At 61.9% G+C, this 20,754-nt stretch carries 19 protein-coding genes; 11 read left to right on the plus strand and 8 right to left on the minus strand.

What is annotated here, in order from left to right:
- Window positions 1-248 precede the first annotated feature (248 nt).
- The 6 genes from C5F71_RS25365 (at window position 249) to C5F71_RS25390 (ending at window position 6,305) form a co-directional block, all read left to right on the plus strand.
- A complete protein-coding gene (locus C5F71_RS25365; RefSeq protein ID WP_070996347.1) occupies window positions 249-1,901 on the plus strand; it encodes an AMP-binding protein in 1,653 nt (550 codons plus the stop codon).
- A 21-nt stretch (window positions 1,902-1,922) separates the two neighbouring features.
- Window positions 1,923-2,690, plus strand: a complete 768-nt coding sequence (locus C5F71_RS25370; protein WP_104912258.1) for an SDR family NAD(P)-dependent oxidoreductase — start codon at window positions 1,923-1,925, stop codon at window positions 2,688-2,690.
- A 12-nt stretch (window positions 2,691-2,702) separates the two neighbouring features.
- Complete coding sequence (locus tag C5F71_RS25375) at window positions 2,703-3,896, plus strand: acetyl-CoA C-acyltransferase (protein WP_104912259.1); 1,194 nt, start codon at window positions 2,703-2,705, stop codon at window positions 3,894-3,896.
- Window positions 3,897-3,905: 9 nt separating this feature from the next.
- Window positions 3,906-5,033 (plus strand): acyl-CoA dehydrogenase, encoded by a 1,128-nt coding sequence (locus C5F71_RS25380; protein ID WP_092236434.1) that lies wholly within the window; start codon window positions 3,906-3,908, stop codon window positions 5,031-5,033.
- A gap of 14 nt (window positions 5,034-5,047) precedes the next feature.
- On the plus strand, window positions 5,048-5,821 hold the full coding sequence (locus tag C5F71_RS25385; protein ID WP_029290513.1) for an enoyl-CoA hydratase: 774 nt from the start codon (window positions 5,048-5,050) through the stop codon (window positions 5,819-5,821).
- A gap of 289 nt (window positions 5,822-6,110) precedes the next feature.
- A complete protein-coding gene (locus tag C5F71_RS25390; protein WP_029290515.1) occupies window positions 6,111-6,305 on the plus strand; it encodes a hypothetical protein in 195 nt (64 codons plus the stop codon).
- On the opposite strand, the gene C5F71_RS25395 is transcribed toward C5F71_RS25390, so the two are convergent.
- On the minus strand, window positions 6,295-6,687 hold the full coding sequence (locus tag C5F71_RS25395) for a fe2+ zn2+ uptake regulation protein (RefSeq protein WP_029290517.1): 393 nt from the start codon (window positions 6,685-6,687) through the stop codon (window positions 6,295-6,297). The two genes, C5F71_RS25390 and C5F71_RS25395, sit on opposite strands and share 11 nt — an antisense overlap.
- 252 nt (window positions 6,688-6,939) lie before the next feature.
- On the opposite strand from C5F71_RS25395, the gene C5F71_RS25400 reads away from it, so the two are divergent.
- A complete protein-coding gene (locus C5F71_RS25400) occupies window positions 6,940-9,246 on the plus strand; it encodes an acylase (RefSeq protein ID WP_104912260.1) in 2,307 nt (768 codons plus the stop codon).
- A 66-nt stretch (window positions 9,247-9,312) separates the two neighbouring features.
- On the opposite strand, the gene C5F71_RS25405 is transcribed toward C5F71_RS25400, so the two are convergent.
- From C5F71_RS25405 to C5F71_RS25415, 3 genes are all read right to left on the minus strand, one after another.
- Window positions 9,313-9,840, minus strand: coding sequence for an AAA family ATPase (locus tag C5F71_RS25405; protein WP_070996260.1), 528 nt, complete (start codon window positions 9,838-9,840; stop codon window positions 9,313-9,315).
- The gene (gene pnuC / locus C5F71_RS25410) at window positions 9,837-10,400 is read right to left on the minus strand and encodes a nicotinamide riboside transporter PnuC (protein ID WP_104912261.1); all 564 of its coding nucleotides are present in this window, start codon (window positions 10,398-10,400) and stop codon (window positions 9,837-9,839) included. The genes C5F71_RS25405 and pnuC overlap by 4 nt, the downstream gene beginning before the upstream one ends.
- Window positions 10,401-11,146: 746 nt before the next feature.
- Window positions 11,147-12,781 (minus strand): methyl-accepting chemotaxis protein, encoded by a 1,635-nt coding sequence (locus C5F71_RS25415; protein WP_029290525.1) that lies wholly within the window; start codon window positions 12,779-12,781, stop codon window positions 11,147-11,149.
- A 250-nt stretch (window positions 12,782-13,031) separates the two neighbouring features.
- Between C5F71_RS25415 and C5F71_RS25420 the strand changes: the two genes are divergently transcribed.
- Both C5F71_RS25420 and C5F71_RS25425 read left to right on the plus strand, forming a co-directional pair.
- The gene (locus C5F71_RS25420; RefSeq protein WP_029290527.1) at window positions 13,032-13,862 is read left to right on the plus strand and encodes an undecaprenyl-diphosphate phosphatase; all 831 of its coding nucleotides are present in this window, start codon (window positions 13,032-13,034) and stop codon (window positions 13,860-13,862) included.
- Window positions 13,862-14,245: a DUF1294 domain-containing protein gene (locus C5F71_RS25425; RefSeq protein WP_104912262.1), complete on the plus strand. Its 384-nt coding sequence runs from the start codon at window positions 13,862-13,864 to the stop codon at window positions 14,243-14,245. Before C5F71_RS25420 ends, C5F71_RS25425 begins: the two co-directional genes overlap by 1 nt.
- A 317-nt stretch (window positions 14,246-14,562) precedes the next feature.
- On the opposite strand, the gene C5F71_RS25430 is transcribed toward C5F71_RS25425, so the two are convergent.
- Both C5F71_RS25430 and C5F71_RS25435 read right to left on the minus strand, forming a co-directional pair.
- Window positions 14,563-14,910 carry an MmcQ/YjbR family DNA-binding protein gene (locus C5F71_RS25430; protein ID WP_032866318.1) on the minus strand — a complete coding sequence of 116 codons (348 nt, stop codon included), beginning with the start codon at window positions 14,908-14,910 and terminating at the stop codon, window positions 14,563-14,565.
- 11 nt (window positions 14,911-14,921) lie between these two features.
- Entirely contained in the window at window positions 14,922-15,830 is a 909-nt protein-coding gene (locus C5F71_RS25435; protein ID WP_029290534.1) for a LysR substrate-binding domain-containing protein, read from the minus strand.
- 126 nt (window positions 15,831-15,956) lie between these two features.
- Between C5F71_RS25435 and C5F71_RS25440 the strand changes: the two genes are divergently transcribed.
- Window positions 15,957-16,568: an FMN-dependent NADH-azoreductase gene (locus C5F71_RS25440; RefSeq protein WP_092236453.1), complete on the plus strand. Its 612-nt coding sequence runs from the start codon at window positions 15,957-15,959 to the stop codon at window positions 16,566-16,568.
- Between the two features lie 201 nt (window positions 16,569-16,769).
- Complete coding sequence (locus C5F71_RS25445) at window positions 16,770-17,807, plus strand: dienelactone hydrolase (protein ID WP_104912263.1); 1,038 nt, start codon at window positions 16,770-16,772, stop codon at window positions 17,805-17,807.
- Here C5F71_RS25445 and C5F71_RS25450 read toward each other — a convergent pair.
- Both C5F71_RS25450 and C5F71_RS25455 read right to left on the minus strand, forming a co-directional pair.
- Window positions 17,801-18,973 (minus strand): MFS transporter, encoded by a 1,173-nt coding sequence (locus C5F71_RS25450; RefSeq protein WP_104912264.1) that lies wholly within the window; start codon window positions 18,971-18,973, stop codon window positions 17,801-17,803. The genes C5F71_RS25445 and C5F71_RS25450 overlap by 7 nt on opposite strands.
- Window positions 18,974-19,140: 167 nt before the next feature.
- A complete protein-coding gene (locus tag C5F71_RS25455; protein ID WP_071610063.1) occupies window positions 19,141-20,727 on the minus strand; it encodes an ABC-F family ATPase in 1,587 nt (528 codons plus the stop codon).
- Window positions 20,728-20,754: the final 27 nt, after the last annotated feature.

A 20,754-nucleotide genomic window follows, 5' to 3' on the forward strand; every position in this document is an offset into this window, starting at 1 on the left:
AATAAGCCGAATGCGGTGTATCAGATTCTCCGTAGCGGCTGGTTCTGGGGCTGCTCCGCAGCCCAGCGCGGGGCAAGCCCGCTCGCCACAGACGGCAGCTCTACGCGCCGCATCATTGGCCAAACCAGTCAGCCACATTGAAAGCTTTGACCATTGTCCGTGCGCCGCTCTGGCGCCACTATTTGCGCAGCGTCACCCCGCAAAAGCACGCCCCCCAAAAACAACAAAAGACACAGGGATTTGCCACGATGCGCGATTATTTGGCTGCGACTACCGAGTTCAACTACCAGCAAACCGTCGAGGCCGCACTGGCCGGCCACTTGCAAGGGCTCAATGCCTGCGTTGAATGCTGCGACCGGCATGCACTGCCGGGGCGTATTGCCTTGTTCTGGGAGGGCAAGGATGGCCGCAGCGCCACCTCGACCTTCATTGAATTGCAGGATCAGGCGGCGCGTTTCGCCAATTTTCTCCTGGCCCAGGGCGTCAAGCGTGGCGACAAGGTCGCTGGCCTGCTGCCGCGCACCGCCGAACTGCTGGTGACGGTGCTGGCCACCTGGCGCATCGGGGCGGTCTATCAACCCTTGTTCACCGCGTTCGGCCCCAAGGCCATCGAACACCGCCTCAACAGCTCCGGCGCGGCGCTGGTGGTGACCGACGCGGTCAACCGCAGCAAACTGGCGGAAGTTGCCGATTGCCCGACCATCGTCACGGTGGCCGGCGCCAAGGGCGAAGGCATTGTGCGCGGTGATTTCAGCTTCTGGGCCGAGTTGCCCAACTATTCCAATGTCTGCGAACCGGTATTGCTGGGCGCCGATGATCCGTTCCTGCTGATGTTCACCTCTGGCACCACCGGCCCGTCAAAGGCCCTGGCCGTACCGCTCAAGGCGCTGGTCGCGTTCCAGAGCTACACCCGCGATGCCGTGGACCTGCGCCCTGAAGATGCGTTCTGGAACGTCGCCGATCCGGGCTGGGCCTACGGTATCTACTTTGGCGTGACCGGACCGTTGTCCATGGGCCATCCGATCACCTTCTACGATGGCCCGTTCACCCTGGAAAGCACCTGCCGGGTCATCAATAAGTACGGGATCACCAATCTCACGGGTTCGCCTACGGCCTACCGCCTGCTGATTGCCGGTGGCGAGCAGTTCGCGCGCTCGATCAAGGGCCGGCTGCGCATCGTCAGCAGCGCCGGCGAGCCGCTCAACCCGGAAGTGATCCGTTGGTTCGCCGACAACTTGGGTGTGACTATCCACGACCACTACGGCCAGACCGAGCTGGGCATGGTGCTGTGCAATCACCATGGCCTGGAGCACCCGGTGCATGTCGGGTCTGCTGGTTTTGCCTCGCCGGGGCACCGCATCGTGGTGCTGGATGACAACCACCAGGAATTGCCCGCCGGCCAGCCCGGCATCCTCGCCATCGACCGCGAGCAGTCGCCGATGTGCTGGTTCGCCGGCTACGACGGGGTCAAGACCAAGGCTTTCGTCGGCAAGTATTACTTGAGCGGCGACACCGTGGAGCTCAATCCCGATGGCAGCATCAGTTTTGTTGGGCGCAGTGATGATGTGATCACCACATCCGGCTACCGCGTGGGGCCATTCGACGTGGAAAGCGCCTTGGTTGAGCATCCGGCGGTGATCGAAGCCGCCGTGGTCGGCAAGCCGGACGCGGAGCGCACCGAGCTGGTCAAGGCCTTTGTGGTGATCAACAGCCAGTACCGCGCCGACGCTGCGCTGGCCGAGGAGTTGCGCCAGCACGTGCGCAAGCGCTTGGCGGCCCACGCCTACCCGCGGGAAATCGAATTTGTCAGCGACTTGCCCAAGACCCCGAGCGGCAAGCTGCAACGGTTTATTTTGCGTAACCAGGAAATCGCCAAGGTCCAGGCAGCGACCACGGCTTGATCCCTCTTCAAGGAAACAATGATGCAGATCGAGAACAAGGTATTTATGGTCAGCGGCGGCGCTTCGGGGCTCGGCGCGGCCACCGCCGAAATGTTGGTGGCGGCGGGTGCCAAGGTGATGCTGGTGGACCTGAATGCTGATGCCGTGGCGGCCCAGGCGGTTAAGTTGGGCGCACAGGCGCGCAGTGTGGTGGCGGATATCAGCCAGGAAGCGGCTGCCGAAGCGGCAGTACAGGCGACCGTCGCGGCATTTGGCGCCCTGCATGGGCTGGTCAACTGCGCAGGCGTGGTGCGTGGCGAGAAAATCCTCGGCAAGAACGGGCCCCATGCCTTGGCAAGCTTTGCCCAGGTGATCAACGTCAACCTGATCGGCAGCTTCAACCTGCTGCGCCTGGCGGCGGCCGCTATCGCTGAATCCGAGGCCGATGCCGACGGTGAGCGTGGCGTGATCATCAACACCGCGTCAGTGGCCGCTTTTGACGGCCAGGTCGGCCAGGCCGCCTACGCGGCATCCAAGGGCGCGATTGCCAGCCTGACCCTGCCGGCTGCGCGCGAACTGGCGCGCTTCGGTATCCGCGTGATGACCATCGCCCCAGGCATCTTTGAAACACCGATGATGGCCGGCATGACCCCGCAAGTACGCGACTCCCTGGCGGCCGGCGTGCCGTTCCCGCCACGCCTGGGCAAGCCGGTCGAGTACGCCGCGCTGGCGCGGCATATCATTGAAAACAGCATGCTCAATGGCGAGGTGGTCCGTCTTGACGGCGCCTTGCGCATGGCGGCCAAGTAAGGAGGTTTTTGCATGACTCAGCTCCACGATCCGATTGTTATTGTCAGCGCCGTACGCACGCCCATGGGCGGGTTCCAGGGCGACCTCAAGGGTTTGACCGCGCCGCAATTGGGCGCCGCGGCGATTCGTGCCGCCGTCGAGCGAGCAGGTATCGCCCACGACGCAGTAGACGAAGTGTTGTTCGGTTGCGTACTGCCCGCAGGTCTCGGCCAGGCCCCGGCACGCCAGGCCGCCCTGGGTGCCGGCCTGGACAAGTCGACCCGCTGCACCACGCTCAACAAGATGTGTGGCTCGGGCATGGAAGCGGCCATTCTGGCCCATGACTCGCTGCTGGCCGGTAGCGTGCAGGTGGTGATCGCCGGGGGCATGGAGAGCATGTCCAACGCCCCGTACCTGCTGGATCGGGCGCGTAGCGGCTACCGCATGGGCCATGGCCGAGTGCTTGACCATATGTTCCTCGATGGCCTGGAAGACGCCTATGACAAGGGCCGCCTCATGGGCACTTTTGCCGAGGACTGCGCCGAAGCCAACGGTTTTACTCGTGAGGCCCAGGATGCCTTTGCCATCGCCTCGCTGACCCGTGCCCAGCAGGCGATCAGTGCCGGCAGCTTCAGTGCCGAGATCGTCCCGGTGCAGGTCACCGTGGGCAAGGAACAAAAGACCATCACTGACGACGAGCAGCCGCCCAAGGCGCGCCTGGACAAGATCGCCACCTTGAAGCCGGCGTTTCGCGAAGGCGGCACGGTGACTGCGGCCAACTCCAGTTCAATTTCCGACGGTGCGGCGGCCTTGCTGATGATGCGCCAGAGCGAAGCGCAAAAACGCGGGCTCAAGCCCCTGGCAGTGATCCATGGCCATGCCGCGTTTGCCGATGAGCCGGGCCTGTTCCCGGTGGCGCCGGTGGGGGCGATCCGCAAGTTGCTGAGCAAGACCGGCTGGAACCTGGGGGATGTGGATCTGTTCGAGATCAACGAAGCCTTTGCGGTGGTCAGCCTGGTGACCATGAGCAAGCTGGAAATTCCCCACGACAAGGTCAACGTCCATGGCGGCGCGTGCGCCCTGGGGCATCCGATTGGCGCATCTGGTGCGCGCATCCTTGTGACCCTGCTTTCGGCCCTGCGCCAGAAAGGGCTCAAGCGTGGTATCGCGGCCATCTGCATCGGTGGCGGTGAAGCCACGGCCATGGCCGTCGAGTGCCTGGATTAAGGAATCTATATGTTGCCCAACGACGAACAACTGCAAATCAGCGAAGCAGCCCGGCAATTTGCCCAGGAGCGGCTCAAGCCGTTCGCTGCCGAGTGGGACCGCGAGCATCGCTTCCCCAAGGAGGCCATCGGTGAAATGGCCGAGTTGGGCTTTTTCGGCATGCTGGTGCCCGAGCAATGGGGCGGTTGCGACACCGGTTACCTGGCCTACGCCATGGCCCTGGAAGAAGTCGCGGCCGGGGATGGGGCCTGCTCGACCATCATGAGCGTGCACAACTCGGTGGGTTGCGTGCCCATCCTCAAGTTCGGCAATGATCAGCAGAAAGAACAGTTCCTCAAGCCCCTGGCCAGCGGCGCGATGCTCGGCGCGTTTGCCTTGACCGAGCCCCAGGCCGGTTCCGATGCCAGCAGCCTGAAAACCCGTGCCCGCCTTGAAGGCGATCACTATGTACTCAATGGCTGCAAGCAGTTCATCACCTCAGGGCAGAACGCCGGGGTGGTGATTGTCTTTGCCGTGACTGACCCGGCGGCCGGCAAGCGTGGGATCAGCGCGTTTATTGTGCCCACTGATTCGCCCGGCTATAAGGTGGCGCGGGTCGAGGACAAACTCGGCCAGCATGCGTCCGATACCTGCCAGATTCTGTTTGAGGATGTGCGGGTACCGGTGGCTAACCGCCTGGGCGAGGAGGGTGAAGGTTATCGGATCGCCCTGGCCAACCTGGAAGGTGGCCGCGTGGGAATTGCCTCGCAATCGGTGGGGATGGCCCGGGCTGCGTTTGAAGCCGCGCGGGACTACGCACGCGAGCGCGAGAGTTTTGGCAAGGCCCTGATCGAACATCAGGCCGTGGCGTTTCGCCTGGCCGACATGGCCACCCAGATCGCCGTAGCCCGGCAGATGGTGCATTACGCCGCAGCCCTGCGCGACAGTGGCAAACCTGCGCTGGTGGAGGCATCCATGGCCAAGCTGTTCGCTTCGGAAATGGCCGAGAAAGTCTGTTCTGCCGCCTTGCAAACCCTGGGTGGATACGGTTACCTGAGCGACTTCCCGCTGGAGCGGATCTACCGTGATGTGCGGGTCTGCCAGATTTATGAAGGCACCAGTGATATTCAGCGCATGGTCATTTCGCGCAATCTTTGAAGAGGAACGGATCGATGAGTTACCAAACCATTTTGCTTGAAGTCCAAGGCCGCGTCGGGCTGATTACCCTCAATCGCCCCGAGGCGCTGAACGCCTTGAACGCGCAACTGGTCAGCGAAGTGAATCAGGCCCTCGACAGCCTGGAAGCCAATCCCGAGATCGGCTGCATTGTGTTGACCGGCTCGAAAAAAGCCTTTGCCGCCGGTGCCGATATCAAGGAAATGGCCGAGCTGACCTACCCGCAGATCTACCTCGACGACCTGTTCAGCGACAGCGACCGTGTAGCCAACCGCCGTAAGCCGATCATTGCCGCGGTCAACGGTTTTGCCCTGGGCGGCGGTTGCGAGCTGGCGTTGATGTGCGACTTCATCCTGGCCGGCGACAACGCCAAGTTTGGCCAGCCGGAAGTCAACCTTGGCGTGCTGCCGGGCATGGGCGGCACCCAGCGCCTGACCCGTGCGGTAGGCAAGGCCAAGGCCATGGAAATGTGCCTGACCGGGCGTTTTATCGATGCGGTGGAAGCAGAACGTTGCGGCATCGTTGCGCGCATCGTGCCGTCGGACGAACTGCTGGCAGAGGCGCTCAAGGTGGCGGCGCTGATCGCCAGCAAATCGGTGCCCATCAGCATGATGGTCAAGGAAAGCGTCAACCGCGCCTTTGAAGTCAGCCTGTCGGAAGGCGTGCGCTTTGAACGCCGGGTATTCCACGCAGCCTTTGCCACTCAGGACCAGAAGGAAGGCATGGCGGCGTTCGTGGCCAAGCGCGCTCCCGAATTCAAGGACAAGTAAAGCAACAGGCCCGCTCATGGGCCTGGCCGACCAAAGCAATCCACTTCTCGCCACCGCGGGTGGCCTTGATGGTTTGTGCCGCGTAATAGTTCAATCGTGCCAGGCGCTCTTTTACCTCTGCCAAATCCAGGGTTTGGCTAGAGGTAACGGGTGCCTGCTGAATCGGGCAGAAGACAAGCCAAAGCGACTCATCGTCTGTAATATGAGGTCCCGTTTCAGCCGACCCATCGCAGTCAGGCCGGCTGGCGTTACAGCGCGGATACAATTTTTCAGGTTTCAGGAACCCGTCATGACCCAGAAGCAACGCTTGATTTACTCGATTCTGATTTCCCTGGTCGTCCTCGGCACGATGTTTGGCCTGTCCTATCTGCAGAACACCGGCGCCATCAGTGAGAAGACGTTCCAGTACATCGCCATTGCTGTGGCGGTGATCGTGGTAGTGATCAACGGCATCATGCGCCGCAAGGTCAAGCCTAACCGTTGAGACCTGCGCCGGCGGCGAGGACTTTGGCAGCCTCTTCATGGAGGCTGTAGCTTTTATCGCTGTTGAGCGTGATCACACCTTCGCTGCACAGGCGCTTGAGCACCTCGCGCACACTCAGAAACGAGAGCGGGATGCCCAGTTCCAGCAAATGGCTGTGCACACCCCGAACCCCCAGCGTACGGCCGTTGTCGGCGGCGGTGAGCAGGGCGTCGATGACTTTCAGCCGGATCAGGCTGGTGCGTAGTCCAAAACATTTGAGCAGGTGCCGGATGCGTTGGTTGCCTTGTTGCTCGGGCGCCTTGGCGAAGGCCTGGTTGACCGAGCCAAAAGCGGCGTCGTGGGCCATAGAATGTCCGTCCGTGGGCAGTTGCGGGTTGTACATGCAAAAACTCCTTATCAGAGCCTGATCAGGAAAATGATGGTGCTCATAGTTAGTAAGACGTATGAGTCGCGTAAATCATGAAGTCCAACCTGTATAAATTTTGTCAGTAACACGTCTGTCACATTCCTGGCGCCGGTAAATAAGCCGCGCGCAGCCTAAATTTCTGCGCGTTTCTACGTCTTAATCCATGGGCTGGCGTTGGCGAGTCGGCCCCGCCTTGGGCGTTCAATTTGGCTTGACGATGGGGGCTGCGTGATTATTTCCAACGGGTTGTCCAGGGTTTGCGTGGCAGGTGTGTTGCTGGGGGTAAGCTTGTGTGCCACGGCCCGCCAGGTGAGTGAGGTGCAGGCAGGTGTGATGAGTGCCGATATCCGCCGCACCGGTTTTGGTATCCCGCATATCCGCGCCAGCGATGAGCGCGGCCTGGGCTATGGCATTGGCTATGCCTACGCGCAAGACAACCTGTGCCTGCTGGCCAACGAAGTGGTGACCGTCAACGGTCAGCGTGCCCGCTATTTCGGCGCCGAGCAGGCAACCCTCGAAGAACGCAACAACCTCACCAGTGATGTGTTTTTTACCTGGCTCAATACACCCCAGGACGTGGCGGCCTTCTGGAAGGCGCAGACCCCGCAGGTGCAGCAGCGTCTTGAAGGGTATGTGGCGGGGTACAACCGTTATCTGCAGGAGCGCGGCGCACAGGGCCGGCCGATGCAGTGCCAGGGCGCGTGGGTGCGGCCGATCAACACCGCCGACCTGGTCAAGCTGACCCGGCGTCTGCTGGTGGAAGGTGGCGTGGGCCAATTTGCCGAAGCCTTGGTGGGTGCGACACCGCCCCAGCCAGGCGTGGCGGTGCGGCGCAGTGCGCGGGCGTTTGAACTCGCCACCTTGAATCGGCAGCGCTTTGCCCTGGATCGCGGCAGCAACGCCGTGGCGGTGGGCGGCGAGCGCTCGTTCAACGGGCGCGGCATGCTGTTGGCCAACCCTCATTTCCCGTGGGTTGGCGGCATGCGCTTTTATCAGATGCACCTGACCATCCCTGGGCAGTTGGATGTGATGGGCGCCGCCTTGCCGGGCCTGCCGGTGGTCAATATTGGCTTCAACCAGCATGTGGCGTGGACTCACACGGTCGATACGTCCAAGCACTTCACGCTGTATCGCTTGACGCTTGATCCGAAAGACGCGACCCGTTACCTGCTGGACGGCAAATCGATCCCAATGCAGAAAACCCAGGTGACGGTGCAGGTCAGGGGCGCCGACGGCAGCCTCAAGGATCAATCTCAAACGGTCTACAGTTCGCAGTTCGGGCCGGTGGTGCAATGGCCGGGCAAGCTCGACTGGAATGGGCAATACGCTTTCAGCCTGCGCGATGCCAACCTGGGCAACGACCGGGTGCTGCACCAGTGGTACGCGATGAACCAAGCCCGCAGCCTCAAGGATTTGCAGGCCTCGGTGCACACCCTGCAGGGCATTCCGTGGGTCAATACGCTGGCGGCCGATGACCAGGGGCAAAGCCTGTACATGAACCTGTCGGTGGTTCCTAACGTCAGTGCGAAAAAACTCGAGCAATGCAGTGATCCACGGGCTGGCCTGGAGTTGATTGTGCTCGACGGCGCCCATAGTGCCTGCGCCTGGGACATTGATCCGCGGGCGGCGCAGCCGGGGATTTTTGCGGCCGACCAACTGCCGCAACTGGCGCGCAAGGACTATGTGCAGCACTCCAACGACTCGGCCTGGATGGCCAACCCCAAGGCGCCGTTGAGCGGTTTTTCGCCGGTGGTCAGCCAGGATCACATTGCCTTGGGCGCACGCTCACGCTTTGCCTTGCAGCGCTTGCAGGACCTGGACAAGCAGCCCATCACCCGCACCGACCTGCAGCATATGGTGCTGGACAACCGGGTGTACCTGGCCGGCCAGGTGATGCCGGATCTGCTTAAGTTCTGCGCGCAACAGCCCGATGCAACCCTGAAAACCCTGTGCGCCAGCCTCAAGGACTGGGACCAGAAAGCCAACCTCGATAGCGGCCTGGGCCTGGTGCATTTCATCCACGTAATGGAGCACATGCAGCAAATGCCGGATGTGTGGCGCGTGGCGTTTGACCCGAGCCACCCGCAAACCACACCGCGTGGGCTGGCCATCGAGCGGCCGCCAGTGGTCAAGGCGCTACGCGAGGCGATGCAGGCGTCAGTGGCGCAGGTAAGCGAGTTGGGCTTGAAGGGGGGCGCACGCTGGGGTGATATCCAGGTCTCGGGCAACACCCCGATGCATGGCGGGCCGCAGGCACTTGGTATCTACAACGCCATGCAGAGCGTGCCGAGGGCAGATGGCAAGCGTGAGGTGGTCAGCGGCAGCAGTTACTTGCAGATCGTGACCTTTGACGATCAGGGGCCGAAGGCGGAAGGGGTGTTGGCGTTTTCGTTGTCCAGCGATCCGGCGTCACCTCACTTCAAGGACCAGACCCAGGCGTTTTCCGCGAAAAAGCTCAGCCCGTTGCCGTTTACCGAACAGCAGATCAAGGCGGATCCACAATATCAGGTGCAGTTGATCAGCGAGAAGCGCTAACGCCCTGTAGGAGCCGGGTTGTAATAACGTCGAGCGCTATCGCCGGCAAGCCGGCTCCTACAGGGTTTAGTGGTTGCTGAGCAGTTGGGTAACGGCGGCAAACGCCTGGTCATGCCGCGCTTGCCAATCCCCGCCCAGCACCTGGTAAGGCTGGTGATGCTGCTCCAACCAGTCGCGGCTGGCCTGGAAGAAGGCTTGGCGGTCAGCCAGGTCTGGCTGGCAGCGCTGGCCATCGGCGGTCCAGCCAATGCCTTCGGGCGACAGCAGCAGGTGCAGGTCGTAATGGCGAGCCAGCAGCGCCTCGTCGAGCCAGGCCGGGGCATCACCAAATAGGGTCAGGCTCCAGAGCTTGTTGGTCAGCAGGTGGGTATCGAGAATCAACAGTTCGGGCTGGCGGGCGCGGCCGGCATCTTCCCAGGCCAGTTGGCCGCGGGCGATATCCGGGATATCGGCCAGGGTCGTATCGCGCTGATAGTGGTCAATGAAATAGCGCACGTATTCCCCCACCAGCACTGCACCGAAATGCGCCTGCAACTGCTCGGCCAGCCAGCTTTTACCGCTGGACTCGGGGCCTGCCATCACCAGCACCTTCATGTGCGCAACGCCGGGTCGGCGCGCCATTCCCGCCAGCCCTGCACGGCAATCACGGTGAACAGGGCGTAGAGCGCGGCTGTCAGGTAAAGCCCTTTGTAGATAAACAGGCCGACAAAAATCACATCGACCACGATCCACAGTGCCCAGCATTGCACGCGTTTTTGCGCCATCCACATCTGCGCCACCAGGCTGAAGCCGGTCAGCGCGGCATCCAGCCAGGGTTGCGCGGCATCGGTCCAGTGCGCCATGGCCGCGCCCAGCAGCAGGCTGCCCGTTGCGCCAATGGCCAGGCTCAGGAGGATGGACTGGGTGCCCAGGCTGGTGACTTGCCGACCTTGCTTGACCTCCCCCGCGCGGGTCCATTGCCACCAACCATAGACTTGCAGGCCGGCGTAGACCACTTGCAGCAGCATGTCGGAATACAGCTTCACCTCAAAGAACACCCAGGTGTACAGCAGCACCATGACCAGGCCGATTGGCCAGCACCATGGGTTCTGCTTGACCGTCAGCCAGACAGCAATCACCCCCAGCGCGGCGGCAAACAGTTCAAGCCCGGACATGGGATTCCTTGGGAGAGTCGAAGAGGAGGGCGATTGTACCCAACCGACGGGGCAAAATCTTGCCGGTTGCACTGCTGGTCGTAGCAGCCTCACAACGTTCTGCCAGACACACCGAGGTGGTCGGTTTGGGGTCGCTGCGCAGCCCAACGGGGGAAAAGCCCCCTTGCCACAGGGGGCTTGCGGCAGTCTGTAGGTAGATGACCCTTCTGTGGCGAGCGGGCTTGCCCCGCGCTGGGTGGCGAAGCCGCCCCAACAGCCTCACCGGGTTCCGGCAGGCACACCGAGGTGCCTAGTTTTAGGGCCGCTGCGCAGCCCAACGGGGGCGATACGGCGTTCCGGCAAGCCCCCTCGCCACAGGGGGATTGCCGCAGTCTACAGGCCGCTGACTCTTCCGTGGCGAGCGGGCTTGTCGGAACGCCGCATCGCCCGCGCTGGGTGGCGAAGCCGCCCCCAACAGCCTCACCAGGTTCCGGCAGGCACACCGAGGTGCTTGGTTTTAGGGCCGCTGCGCAGCCCAACGGGGGACAAGCCCCCTCGCCACAGGGGGATTGCCGCAGTCTACAGGCCGCTGACTCTCCCGTGGCGAGCGGGCTTGTCGGAACGCCGCATCGCCCGCGCTGGGTGGCGAAGCCGCCCCCAACAGCCTCACCAGGTTCCGGCAGGCACACCGAGGTGCCTGGTTTTAGGGCCGCTGCGCAGTCCAACGGGGGCCTTACCGCACCACAGGAACCCCACAGTCCCGCTGTCTAGACCTTGAACTGACGCAGCAAGCCGTTGAGTTCTTCGCTCAAATCCTTCAGGTGCACGCTGGCTACGCTCGATTGCTGGGCCGCCAGTGCCGTGCTGTGGGACAGGCCGGCCGCCTGCGTCACGTTCTGGTTGATGTCTTCCACTACGTGGGCCTGTTGCAGGGTTGCGCTGGCAATCGAGGCGTTCAGGCCGTTGAGGTTGCGCAGGGCCTGGCCGATGGCGGTGAGGCTGGCGCCCGCCTGGCCGGCTTGTTCGATGGTCAGTTGCGAGGCCTGGTGGCTGTCGCTGATGACCTTGACCGCCGCTTCGGAGTGCCCCTGCAGGCGTTCGATCATGCTCTGGATCTCGGCGGTGGATTTTTGCGTGCGCTGGGCCAGCAGGCGCACTTCGTCGGCCACCACGGCAAAGCCACGGCCCTGTTCGCCGGCGCGGGCTGCCTCGATGGCAGCATTGAGGGCCAGCAGGTTGGTCTGGTCGGCAATCGAACGGATGACCTCCAGCACCCCGCCAATCTGCGTGCTTTCCGAGGACAGGGTACGGATCACTTCCACCGCCTGGCTGATAGTCCCGGACAGCGCATCGATCTGCTGCAGGCTGCCATCGATGTTCACCTGGCCCTGTTCGGCTTGGGTTTGTGCGTCGCGCATTTCACTGGCGGCGTGTTCGGCATTCTTGGCCACGTCCTGCACGCCGTAGGTCACTTCATTGATGGCGGTGGCCACCAACTCCATTTGCTGGGACTGCTGCTGGCTGCGGTCATGGGCCTGGCTGGCATTGTTGCCCAGCTCGGCGGACGACTGGCCCAGGGCATTGGCGCAGACCTGCAACTGGCTGACCACCTGGCGCAGTTTGGCGGTGAATGTATTGAAGTGCCGGGACAGCTGCGTGACTTCGTCCTGGCCATGGGTGTCGAGGCTGCGGGTCAGGTCGCTTTCGCCGCTGGCGATATTGGCCATGGCGTGTACCGCTTCCTGCAGCGGGCGCACGATGCTGCGGGCGATGAGCACCACCAGCAGGGTCATGATCAGTGCAATGCCCAGGCCGACGAGGGACGCCTGCCACACCTGGCCACGGAACTGCGCCTGCACATCATCCACGTAGACGCCGGAGCCAATGATCCAGCCCCATGGTTCGAACAATTGGATATAGGAGGTCTTGGCCACCGGCGCATCCGCCCCGGGTTTGGGCCAGCGGTAATCGACCATGCCGGCGCCTTTGGCCTTGGCCAGGGTGACAAACTCATTGAAGATCGCAAAGCCGTCCGGGTCGCGGATGGCCGAGAGGTTCTGGCCGTCAAGCTTGGGGTTGGCCGGGTGCATGATCATCACCGGCGTCAGGTCATTGATCCAGAAATAGTCATCCTGGTCATAGCGCAGGCCGCGCACCACGCTCAGGGCTTGCTTCTGCGCGGCTTCGCGGGTCAGCACGCCGGTGGTTTCGAGGCCGTGATAAAAATTCAGAATCCCGCTGGCGGTCTGCACCACATGCTGGGTCTGCTGGCTCTTGGCCTGGTAGAGATCGTCATGGATCTGCTTGAGCATCAGCAAACCCAAGGTCAACAGCATCAACACGGCGACTATCAGGATCATCCAGAGGCGCCGGCTGATCGACATATTGCGCAAACTGTTCATAGTCTTGTCACTCCGCGTTCTTATAATTTTCGGTGCTGCGTTGATCGGCCAGTGATAACGCGAAGCGAAATTCGGGCTTGTCTGATAGGCTTTCGGCCCGGAATCAAAAAACCTGAGTCCTGCCTGATTTTTCACAGAATTTTTGCAGTTCAGCCTTGATCCTGCGCGCGGCCTTGCAGCGTGCTCATCGTTAGTGAACACCTAGAAAATATCAACGAGGCATGCAGTCGCATGACCTTTTGGGGGAATAATGGATCTTTGGACCGCCTTTCAGGCATTGATACTTGGCATTGTCGAAGGGCTGACGGAGTTCTTGCCGATCTCCAGTACCGGGCACCAGATCATCGTCGCCGATTTGCTCGACTTCGGTGGCGAGCGCGCCATGGCGTTCAACATCATCATTCAATTGGGCGCCATCCTGGCCGTAGTCTGGGAGTTCCGGCGCAAGATCCTCGACGTGGTCACCGGCCTGCCGACCCAGCGCAACGCCCAGCGCTTCACGATCAACCTGCTGATCGCTTTCCTGCCGGCGGTGGTGTTGGGGGTGATATTTGCCGACCTGATCCACGAATACCTGTTCAACCCGATCACTGTGGCCACCGCGCTGGTGATCGGCGGGGTGATCATGTTGTGGGCCGAGCGCCGCGAGCATGCGATCCATGCCGAAACCGTCGATGACATCACTTGGAAAGATGCCCTGAAAGTGGGCTTTGCCCAGTGCCTGGCAATGATCCCGGGCACCTCGCGTTCCGGCTCGACCATTATCGGTGGCCTGCTGTTCGGCCTGTCGCGCAAGACGGCGACCGAGTTTTCGTTCTTCCTGGCGATGCCAACCATGGTCGGTGCGGCGGTGTATTCGGGCTACAAGTACCGTGACCTGTTCCAGCCTGCGGACCTGCCGGTGTTTGCCGTCGGTTTTGTAGTCTCGTTCATCTTCGCGATGATTGCGGTGCGCGGCCTGCTCAAGTTCATCGCCAGCCACAGCTATGCAGTGTTTGCCTGGTACCGCATTGCATTCGGTTTGCTGATCCTGGCCACCTGGCAGTTCGGTTGGATTGACTGGGCGGCGGCCAAGGCGTGATGAGCATTCAGCATCTGCGCTTGAAGGCCCTGGTGTTTGTGCTGCTGTGTGCCGTGCCGCTGTTTGGCGCGGCACTGCTGGCGTACCGCGGGGTGTCGCTGATCCCGCTGGCGGCCTACGGGCTGGTCAGCATGGTGACGTTTTGCCTGTACTGGAGCGATAAGCGCAAGGCCCAGAGCGACAGTTGGCGTACCCCGGAAAAGATCCTGCATGCCATGGAACTGGCCGGTGGCTGGCCGGGCGCCTTGGTCGCGCAGCAGGTGTTTCGCCACAAGACACGCAAGGTGTCGTACCAGGTGGTGTTCTGGCTGATCGTGTTGTTGCACCAGGTGTTCTGGATCGACCAGCTGTTTCTTGGCGGGACGCTGCTGTCAGTCTTCTAGATAGCCAACCTTGGAGCTGGCTTGCCTGCGATGGCATCCTGATACACCGAGGTGCCGCCATCGCAGCATAGGTGTCTACACAACTTTCAGAAACTGACGAACTCTCCTGTGGCGAGCGGGCTAGCCCCGCGCTGGGCTGCGAAGCAGCCCAAAAAGCCCTCCACGTTTCTTCAGATAAACCGCGATGGCCGGGTTTAGGGCTGCTTCGCAGCCCAGCGCGGGGCAAGCCCGCTCGCCACAACTGCGCTATCTGCCTGGATTTAGGCGTTGCGGCAAAGTTGTGTAGATACCTATGGCCATCGCAGGCAAGCCAGCTCCTACACCAGCCTGAGCCCGATCTGCGTGCGCTTGGGCAGTTTGCTCACCACCAACTGGTGGGAGCGCTGCAACAAGCCGCGCAGTTCCTCGCCGCCCAGGGGGTAGGGCACTTGCATGATGATCCACTGCGCCCGCGCCAGGTACGGCGCCGGGTGGATGCCCGGGCGGTCCACGTGGCCGAGGAACAGCTCCTTGTCGACCTTGAATGCCAGGGAGTCACCCCGCAGGTTCTGCAGGGCAAACATCTTGTTGCCGGCAATCGAGAACACCCGCACACCGCCCCATTTGTAATCCTCCCGTGCTCCGGGCAAGCCCAGGCAGAACTGGGCGACGTCGTTTTCGCTCATGATGCGGGTACTCATAGCAGGCGATCTCCACAATTGTTGAAAGCATGGGCCAGAAAGTCGATCCAGGCGCGCACCGCTGGGGATACACCGCGTCGATGCGGGTACACCGCTTGCAGCCAACCTCCGGGCAATGACCATTCGGGCAGCAATTGCACCAGTTGGCCGGTTTCCAGTTCTTGCTCGCAATACATCATCGGCAGCACGGTGAAACCCAGGCCGGCTAGGGCGCTGGCTTTGCGTACCAGAAAATCATCGATGCCCAGGCGTGCCTCCATGGCCAGGTCGGTGGCGTTGCCGGCCGGGTCGAGCATGCGCAGGTGCACCAGGCGATCGGCTTCCAGGGCGCCCAGTACCGGCAGGTGCTTGAGGTCGGCCGGGGTGTTGATCTGGTGGCCACGCACAAACTCGGGGCTGGCAACCATGGCGGTTTGTGCCTGGCGCAGACGGCGGGTCACCAGCAGTGGGTCTTCATCCCCCAGTTCACGCACGCGCAAGGCCACGTCTACGCCTTCGGCCACCAGGTCGACGCGGCGATTGATCAACATCATTTCCAACTGCACCAATGGGTGTGCCGCGAGAAATTGCGCCACCACCGTCGGCAGAATTTCGTGGGCCAGGCCCACCGGGCAACTGACCCGCAGGCGCCCCCGGGGCTCGCTGGACATGTTGGCCACGGCTTCGTCGGCCATTTCGGCTTCCAGCAACATTGCCTGGCAATGCCCCAGGTAGCGCTCACCCACGGCCGTCAGGGTCAGTTGCCGGGTGGTGCGCTGCAACAAGCGGGCGCCGAGGCGTTCTTCGAGTTCGGCAATGCGCCGCGACAGCCGCGACTTGGGGATCCCCAGCAGCCGGCCAGCCGCCGCGAAGCCACCGGCTTCCACCACCTTGGCGAAATAGTAGAGGTCATTGAGGTCTTGCATGTTAGGCCTATTGTCCTGTCAGTGGGACGAACTATCGCATTTTAACCGGCTAATCGGCTATTGGATTGATCTGTAGGATTCTCTCCATCAGATCGCCCGGTGGCGGTCCTCACTTGGAGATCCCACATGAAACTCTTGCATATTGATTCCAGCATCCTTGGTGACAACTCGGTATCCCGTCAGTTGAGCCGCGAAGTGGTCAAGGCCTGGCAAGCGGCCGAGCCGGGCGTGGAAGTCACCTACCGCGACCTCGCCAGTGAAGGCATCAACCACTTTTCCGGGATTACCCTGGGCGCCCTGGGCACTGCCGCCGAACTGCGTGATGCGGTGCAAAAGCACGAAGCCGACCTGAGCGCCTCGACCCTGGCCGAGTTCCTGGCCGCCGACGCGGTGGTCATCGCCGCGCCGATGTATAACTTCACCATCCCCACCCAGCTCAAGGCCTGGATCGACCGCATTGCCGTCGCCGGCCAGACTTTCCGCTACACCGAAGCCGGCCCGGAAGGCCTGTGCGGCAACAAGAAAGTCATCGTGGTTTCTACCGCCGGTGGTTTGCATGTGGGTCAGCCTACCGGCGTGGGGCACGAGGACTACTTGAAAGTACTGTTGGGGTTCTTCGGCATCACCGACATCGAGTTCGTCCGTGCCCATGGCCTGGCCTACGGTGACGAAGCGCGCAGCAAGGCGCTGAACGACGCCAATGCACTGATCAGCGAGCAGTTGTTCGTCGCTGCGTAAGGCCTGTGTAAATTTCACCGCGGCTCGCTATCAATCTGATTCGAGGCGCCTAAACTCTGTATTCTGTTGGCCTGAAAACCAGCGGGATACGGAGTTTTTTGTTTTGGGCGGGCGAATCTGGCGCAGCTTATGCAGTACAGGGTCAAACCGCCCAAGCCTGAACCGACTCGCAGGCGTCACACAGCACAGGTGGACATCCCCATGATGCGTCTTTGTGCAGTCTTGCTGGTTTGCCTGCTCGGCGGCCTCGTTTCAGTGCAGGCCGCGGTGGCCCCGCACCCCCATTGGAGCGTGGGCTATCACCGGATGAGCTTTCCCGACCCGCTGGATGCGCAGCCGATGAAAGCTATCGCGTTCTATCCGTCCACGGGCCGCGAACATATCAGCCAGGTGGGCGCGTATCGCGTCGCCGCCACCGAAGATGCCAAGGTCGCCATTGGTCGCTTCCCGCTGCTGATGCTGTCCCATGGCAACACCGGCACACCCCTGGCCTTGCACGACCTGGCGACGTCGCTGGCGCGCAAAGGGTTTGTGGTGGTGGCGGTGCTGCATCCCGGTGATAACTACAAGGACCACCGCCGCTTGGGCACCTTGAGCAACCTATATGGCCGGCCGATCCAGATTTCTGCAGCGATTACCGCGACCCTTGGCGACCCGATGCTGTCGCCGTTCGTTAATGTGCGACAAGTGGGCGTAATCGGCTATTCGGCGGGCGGCGAGACGGCGCTGATCCTGGCCGGGGCCAAGCCGGATTTCGAGCGTTTGCGCCGTTATTGTCAGGAGCGCCCCGAAGACCGTGATGCCCGTACGACAAAGGGTGAGTTGGTGGTCGACCGCGATGACCTGCAACCCCAGGCGGACTCGCGGATCCACGCATTGATGCTGATGGCGCCGCTGAGCCTGATGTTTGGCCGGCACACCCTGGGTGACGTGCATGTGCCGGTGCTGCTGTATAGCGGCGATGGCGACAAGCTAGTGGCCGTGGATAAAAACGCAGCCGCCCTGGCGCGCAAACTGCCGCAGCCACCGGACTTCAAACTGTTGGCCGGGGCTGGGCACTTTATCTTCATGGCCCCGTGCGATGACGAGCAACTGGCGCTGATGCCGGCGCTGTGTACGGACGCCGATGGCGTGGACCGGGAGGGCATTCACCGTGACCTGATTTCCGAGGCCGGGCGCTTTTTCGGGCGCACCCTCGGCCAGCATTCGCGGGCCGGCATGCAGACCGCCGATCAGTAGGCCCGGCGCATCAGCAGCAAGGTCAGGCCCAGGCCTGTGACGGACAGTAGCGCTGCACAGAAGAATATCCACGAATACCCCAGGTTCAACGCCACTGCGCCCATCAAAGGCCCGGCAATCGCCAGCGCCAAGTCAAAAAACACTGCATAGGCACTCAACCCGGCCCCTCGGCTGCTGTTGGGCACTTGTTTGATGGCCTCGACGCCCAATGCCGGGTACACCAGGGACAGGCCAAAACCAGTGAGGCCGGCGCCGATCAGGGCAATGGCGGGAGAGGGCGCGAGCCACAGCAGGGCCAGGCCGACGGTTTCCAGGGTCATGCAGGCAATTGCCGCGCGGAATCCGCCAAAGCGGGTGATGCTGGAGATAAACAGCAGGCGCGAGAGGATAAAGCAGATGCCGAACACCGTCAGGCACCAGGCGGCGCCGATCCAGCCGCGGTTCAGATAAAACAGGGTAATGAAGGTGGTCAGGGTGCCGTAGCCGATCGAGGCCAGGCACAGGCTGGCGCCAAACGGCGCGATGCGCCCGAACACTGCCCAGAACGGCAGGCGTTCGCCGCGTACCACGGGTACCGAGGGCTTTTTGCGGATCAGTACCAGGCCAAGCCCGGCCAACACCGCCAGCGCGATGCCCAGGCTGTTGTAGCCGTATTGCGCAACCATCACCACGCCCAGTGGTGCGCCAATGGCGATGGCACCGTAGGAGGCGATGCCGTTCCAGGAGATCGAGCGTGCGGTGTGTTCGGCGCCCACTTGGCCCATGCACCAACTGATGGTACCGACGCCGATCAGGCCTTGAGCCACACCCAGCAACACGCGACCGACAATCAGAATTCCCAGGCTCAAGTTGGGCAGGCTCTGCAGCAGGGTGGCGATAAACGTCAACACCCCGCTAAGCAGGATGCCGCTCAAACCGAGCACGATCGCGCGCTTGGTGCCGACGTTGTCCGACATACGCCCGGCCATGGGACGGCTGAGGAGGGTGGCCAGGTATTGCGAACCGATGGTCACGCCAGCAACCACCGCGCTGAAGCCCAGTTGTTCGTGGACGTAGCCGGGAATCACCGCAATCGGCAGGCCGATGCAGATGAAGGCGATAAAGGTATAGAACACGATGGAGACGATCTGCAGGGTGATCGACAGGGAACTGGGAGCGGTAGGCATGGAGGCTCATTCGCGGCAGGGCGGTGAACGCATCATGGCAAGGGCTTGGAGAAAAAGGAAGCAGGCTAACGATTGTCGCCGGCGTCTGGTTTTGATGAGTATGGCTGTGGTTGTGGTTGTGGCGAGCGGGGCAAGCCCGCTTGCCACTTTTTGCTGTGTTGCTGGGCTTAGAACACCACGCCCTGGCTACGCAGGTAGTCGTCATAGGTGCCGCTGAAATCGATCACGCCGCTTGGGCTCAACTCGATGATGCGGGTGGCCAGGGACGATACGAACTCACGGTCGTGGCTGACGAAGATCAGCGTGCCCGGATAGTTCTCCAGCGCCAGGTTCAGCGCTTCGATGGATTCCATGTCCAAGTGGTTGGTCGGTTCGTCCATGACCAGGACGTTGGGCTTTTGCAGGATCAGCTTGCCGAACAGCATGCGACCTTGCTCACCACCGGAGATGACCTTGACCGACTTGAGGATCTCGTCGTTGGAGAACAGCATGCGGCCGAGGGTGCCGCGGATCACTTGTTCGCCCTGGGCCCACTGGCCCATCCAGTCGAACAGCGTGACGTCGTCTTCGAAGTCATGGGCGTGGTCCTGGGCGTAGTAGCCCAGCTCAGCCGCGTCGGTCCATTTCACGCTGCCGGCGTCCGGGGTCAGTTCGTTGACCAGGGTGCGCAGCAGGGTGGTCTTGCCGATACCGTTCGGGCCGATGATTGCCACGCGCTCGCCCGCTTCAACCTGGAAGCTGAAATCCTTGAACAGGGTCTTGCCGTCGAAGCCCTTGGCCATACGCTCGACGATGACCGCCTGGCGGTGCAGCTTCTTGGTCTGTTCGAAGCGGATGAACGGGCTCACACGGCTCGAAGGCTTGACCTCGGCCAGTTGGATCTTGTCGATCGCCTTGGCACGGGATGTAGCCTGCTTGGCTTTCGAGGCGTTGGCCGAGAAGCGGCTGACGAACGATTGCAGTTCGGAGATCTGCGCCTTCTTCTTGGCGTTGTCCGACAGCAACTGCTCGCGGGACTGGGTCGCCACGGTCATGTATTCATCGTAGTTGCCCGGGAACAGGCGCAGCTCGCCGTAGTCCAGGTCAGCCATGTGGGTGCACACGCTGTTCAGGAAGTGACGGTCGTGAGAGATGATGATCATCAGGCTGTTACGCTGGGTCAGGATGTTTTCCAGCCAGCGAATGGTGTTGATGTCCAGGTGGTTGGTTGGCTCGTCGAGCAGCAACACTTCCGGATCCGAGAACAGCGCCTGGGCCAGCAAGACCCGCAGCTTCCAGCCTGGGGACACTTCGCTCATCGGGCCGAAGTGCTGCTCGATGCCGATACCCAGGCCCAGCAGCAATTCACCGGCACGGGATTCGGCGGTGTAGCCGTCCATTTCAGCGAACTCGGTTTCCAGCTCGGCCACGGCCATGCCGTCTTCTTCGCTCATTTCCGGCAGCGAGTAGATGCGATCGCGCTCGGCCTTGACCTTCCACAGCTCTTCGTGACCCATGATCACGGTGTCGATCACGTTGAATTCTTCGTAGGCGAACTGATCCTGGCGCAACTTACCCAGGCGCACGTTCGGCTCCAGCATCACCTGGCCGCCGGACGGATCGAGGTCGCCACCGAGGATTTTCATGAAGGTCGACTTGCCGCAACCGTTGGCACCGATCAAACCATAACGGTTGCCGGCGCCGAACTTGACCGAGACGTTCTCAAACAGCGGCTTGGCGCCGAACTGCATGGTGATGTTAGCTGTGGAGATCAATTACTTTACCTATCAATAGCTTGGAGT

It is taken from the genome of Pseudomonas sp. LG1D9, assembly GCF_002949995.1.
GTDB classification, from domain to species: Bacteria; Pseudomonadota; Gammaproteobacteria; order Pseudomonadales; family Pseudomonadaceae; genus Aquipseudomonas; species Aquipseudomonas proteolytica.

Coding starts and splice junctions, on each gene's coding strand:
- C5F71_RS25395 (WP_029290517.1), bottom strand. CDS start 6,687: ATGTACAACCCGCAACTGCCCACGGACGGACATTCTATGGCCCACGAC.
- C5F71_RS25370 (WP_104912258.1), top strand. CDS start 1,923: ATGCAGATCGAGAACAAGGTATTTATGGTCAGCGGCGGCGCTTCGGGG.
- C5F71_RS25435 (WP_029290534.1), bottom strand. CDS start 15,830: ATGCAAGACCTCAATGACCTCTACTATTTCGCCAAGGTGGTGGAAGCC.
- C5F71_RS25440 (WP_092236453.1), top strand. CDS start 15,957: ATGAAACTCTTGCATATTGATTCCAGCATCCTTGGTGACAACTCGGTA.
- C5F71_RS25425 (WP_104912262.1), top strand. CDS start 13,862: ATGAGCATTCAGCATCTGCGCTTGAAGGCCCTGGTGTTTGTGCTGCTG.
- C5F71_RS25450 (WP_104912264.1), bottom strand. CDS start 18,973: ATGCCTACCGCTCCCAGTTCCCTGTCGATCACCCTGCAGATCGTCTCC.
- C5F71_RS25415 (WP_029290525.1), bottom strand. CDS start 12,781: ATGAACAGTTTGCGCAATATGTCGATCAGCCGGCGCCTCTGGATGATC.
- C5F71_RS25375 (WP_104912259.1), top strand. CDS start 2,703: ATGACTCAGCTCCACGATCCGATTGTTATTGTCAGCGCCGTACGCACG.
- C5F71_RS25430 (WP_032866318.1), bottom strand. CDS start 14,910: ATGAGCGAAAACGACGTCGCCCAGTTCTGCCTGGGCTTGCCCGGAGCA.
- C5F71_RS25385 (WP_029290513.1), top strand. CDS start 5,048: ATGAGTTACCAAACCATTTTGCTTGAAGTCCAAGGCCGCGTCGGGCTG.
- C5F71_RS25365 (WP_070996347.1), top strand. CDS start 249: ATGCGCGATTATTTGGCTGCGACTACCGAGTTCAACTACCAGCAAACC.
- C5F71_RS25445 (WP_104912263.1), top strand. CDS start 16,770: ATGATGCGTCTTTGTGCAGTCTTGCTGGTTTGCCTGCTCGGCGGCCTC.
- C5F71_RS25390 (WP_029290515.1), top strand. CDS start 6,111: ATGACCCAGAAGCAACGCTTGATTTACTCGATTCTGATTTCCCTGGTC.
- C5F71_RS25380 (WP_092236434.1), top strand. CDS start 3,906: ATGTTGCCCAACGACGAACAACTGCAAATCAGCGAAGCAGCCCGGCAA.
- pnuC (WP_104912261.1), bottom strand. CDS start 10,400: ATGTCCGGGCTTGAACTGTTTGCCGCCGCGCTGGGGGTGATTGCTGTC.
- C5F71_RS25420 (WP_029290527.1), top strand. CDS start 13,032: ATGGATCTTTGGACCGCCTTTCAGGCATTGATACTTGGCATTGTCGAA.
- C5F71_RS25405 (WP_070996260.1), bottom strand. CDS start 9,840: ATGAAGGTGCTGGTGATGGCAGGCCCCGAGTCCAGCGGTAAAAGCTGG.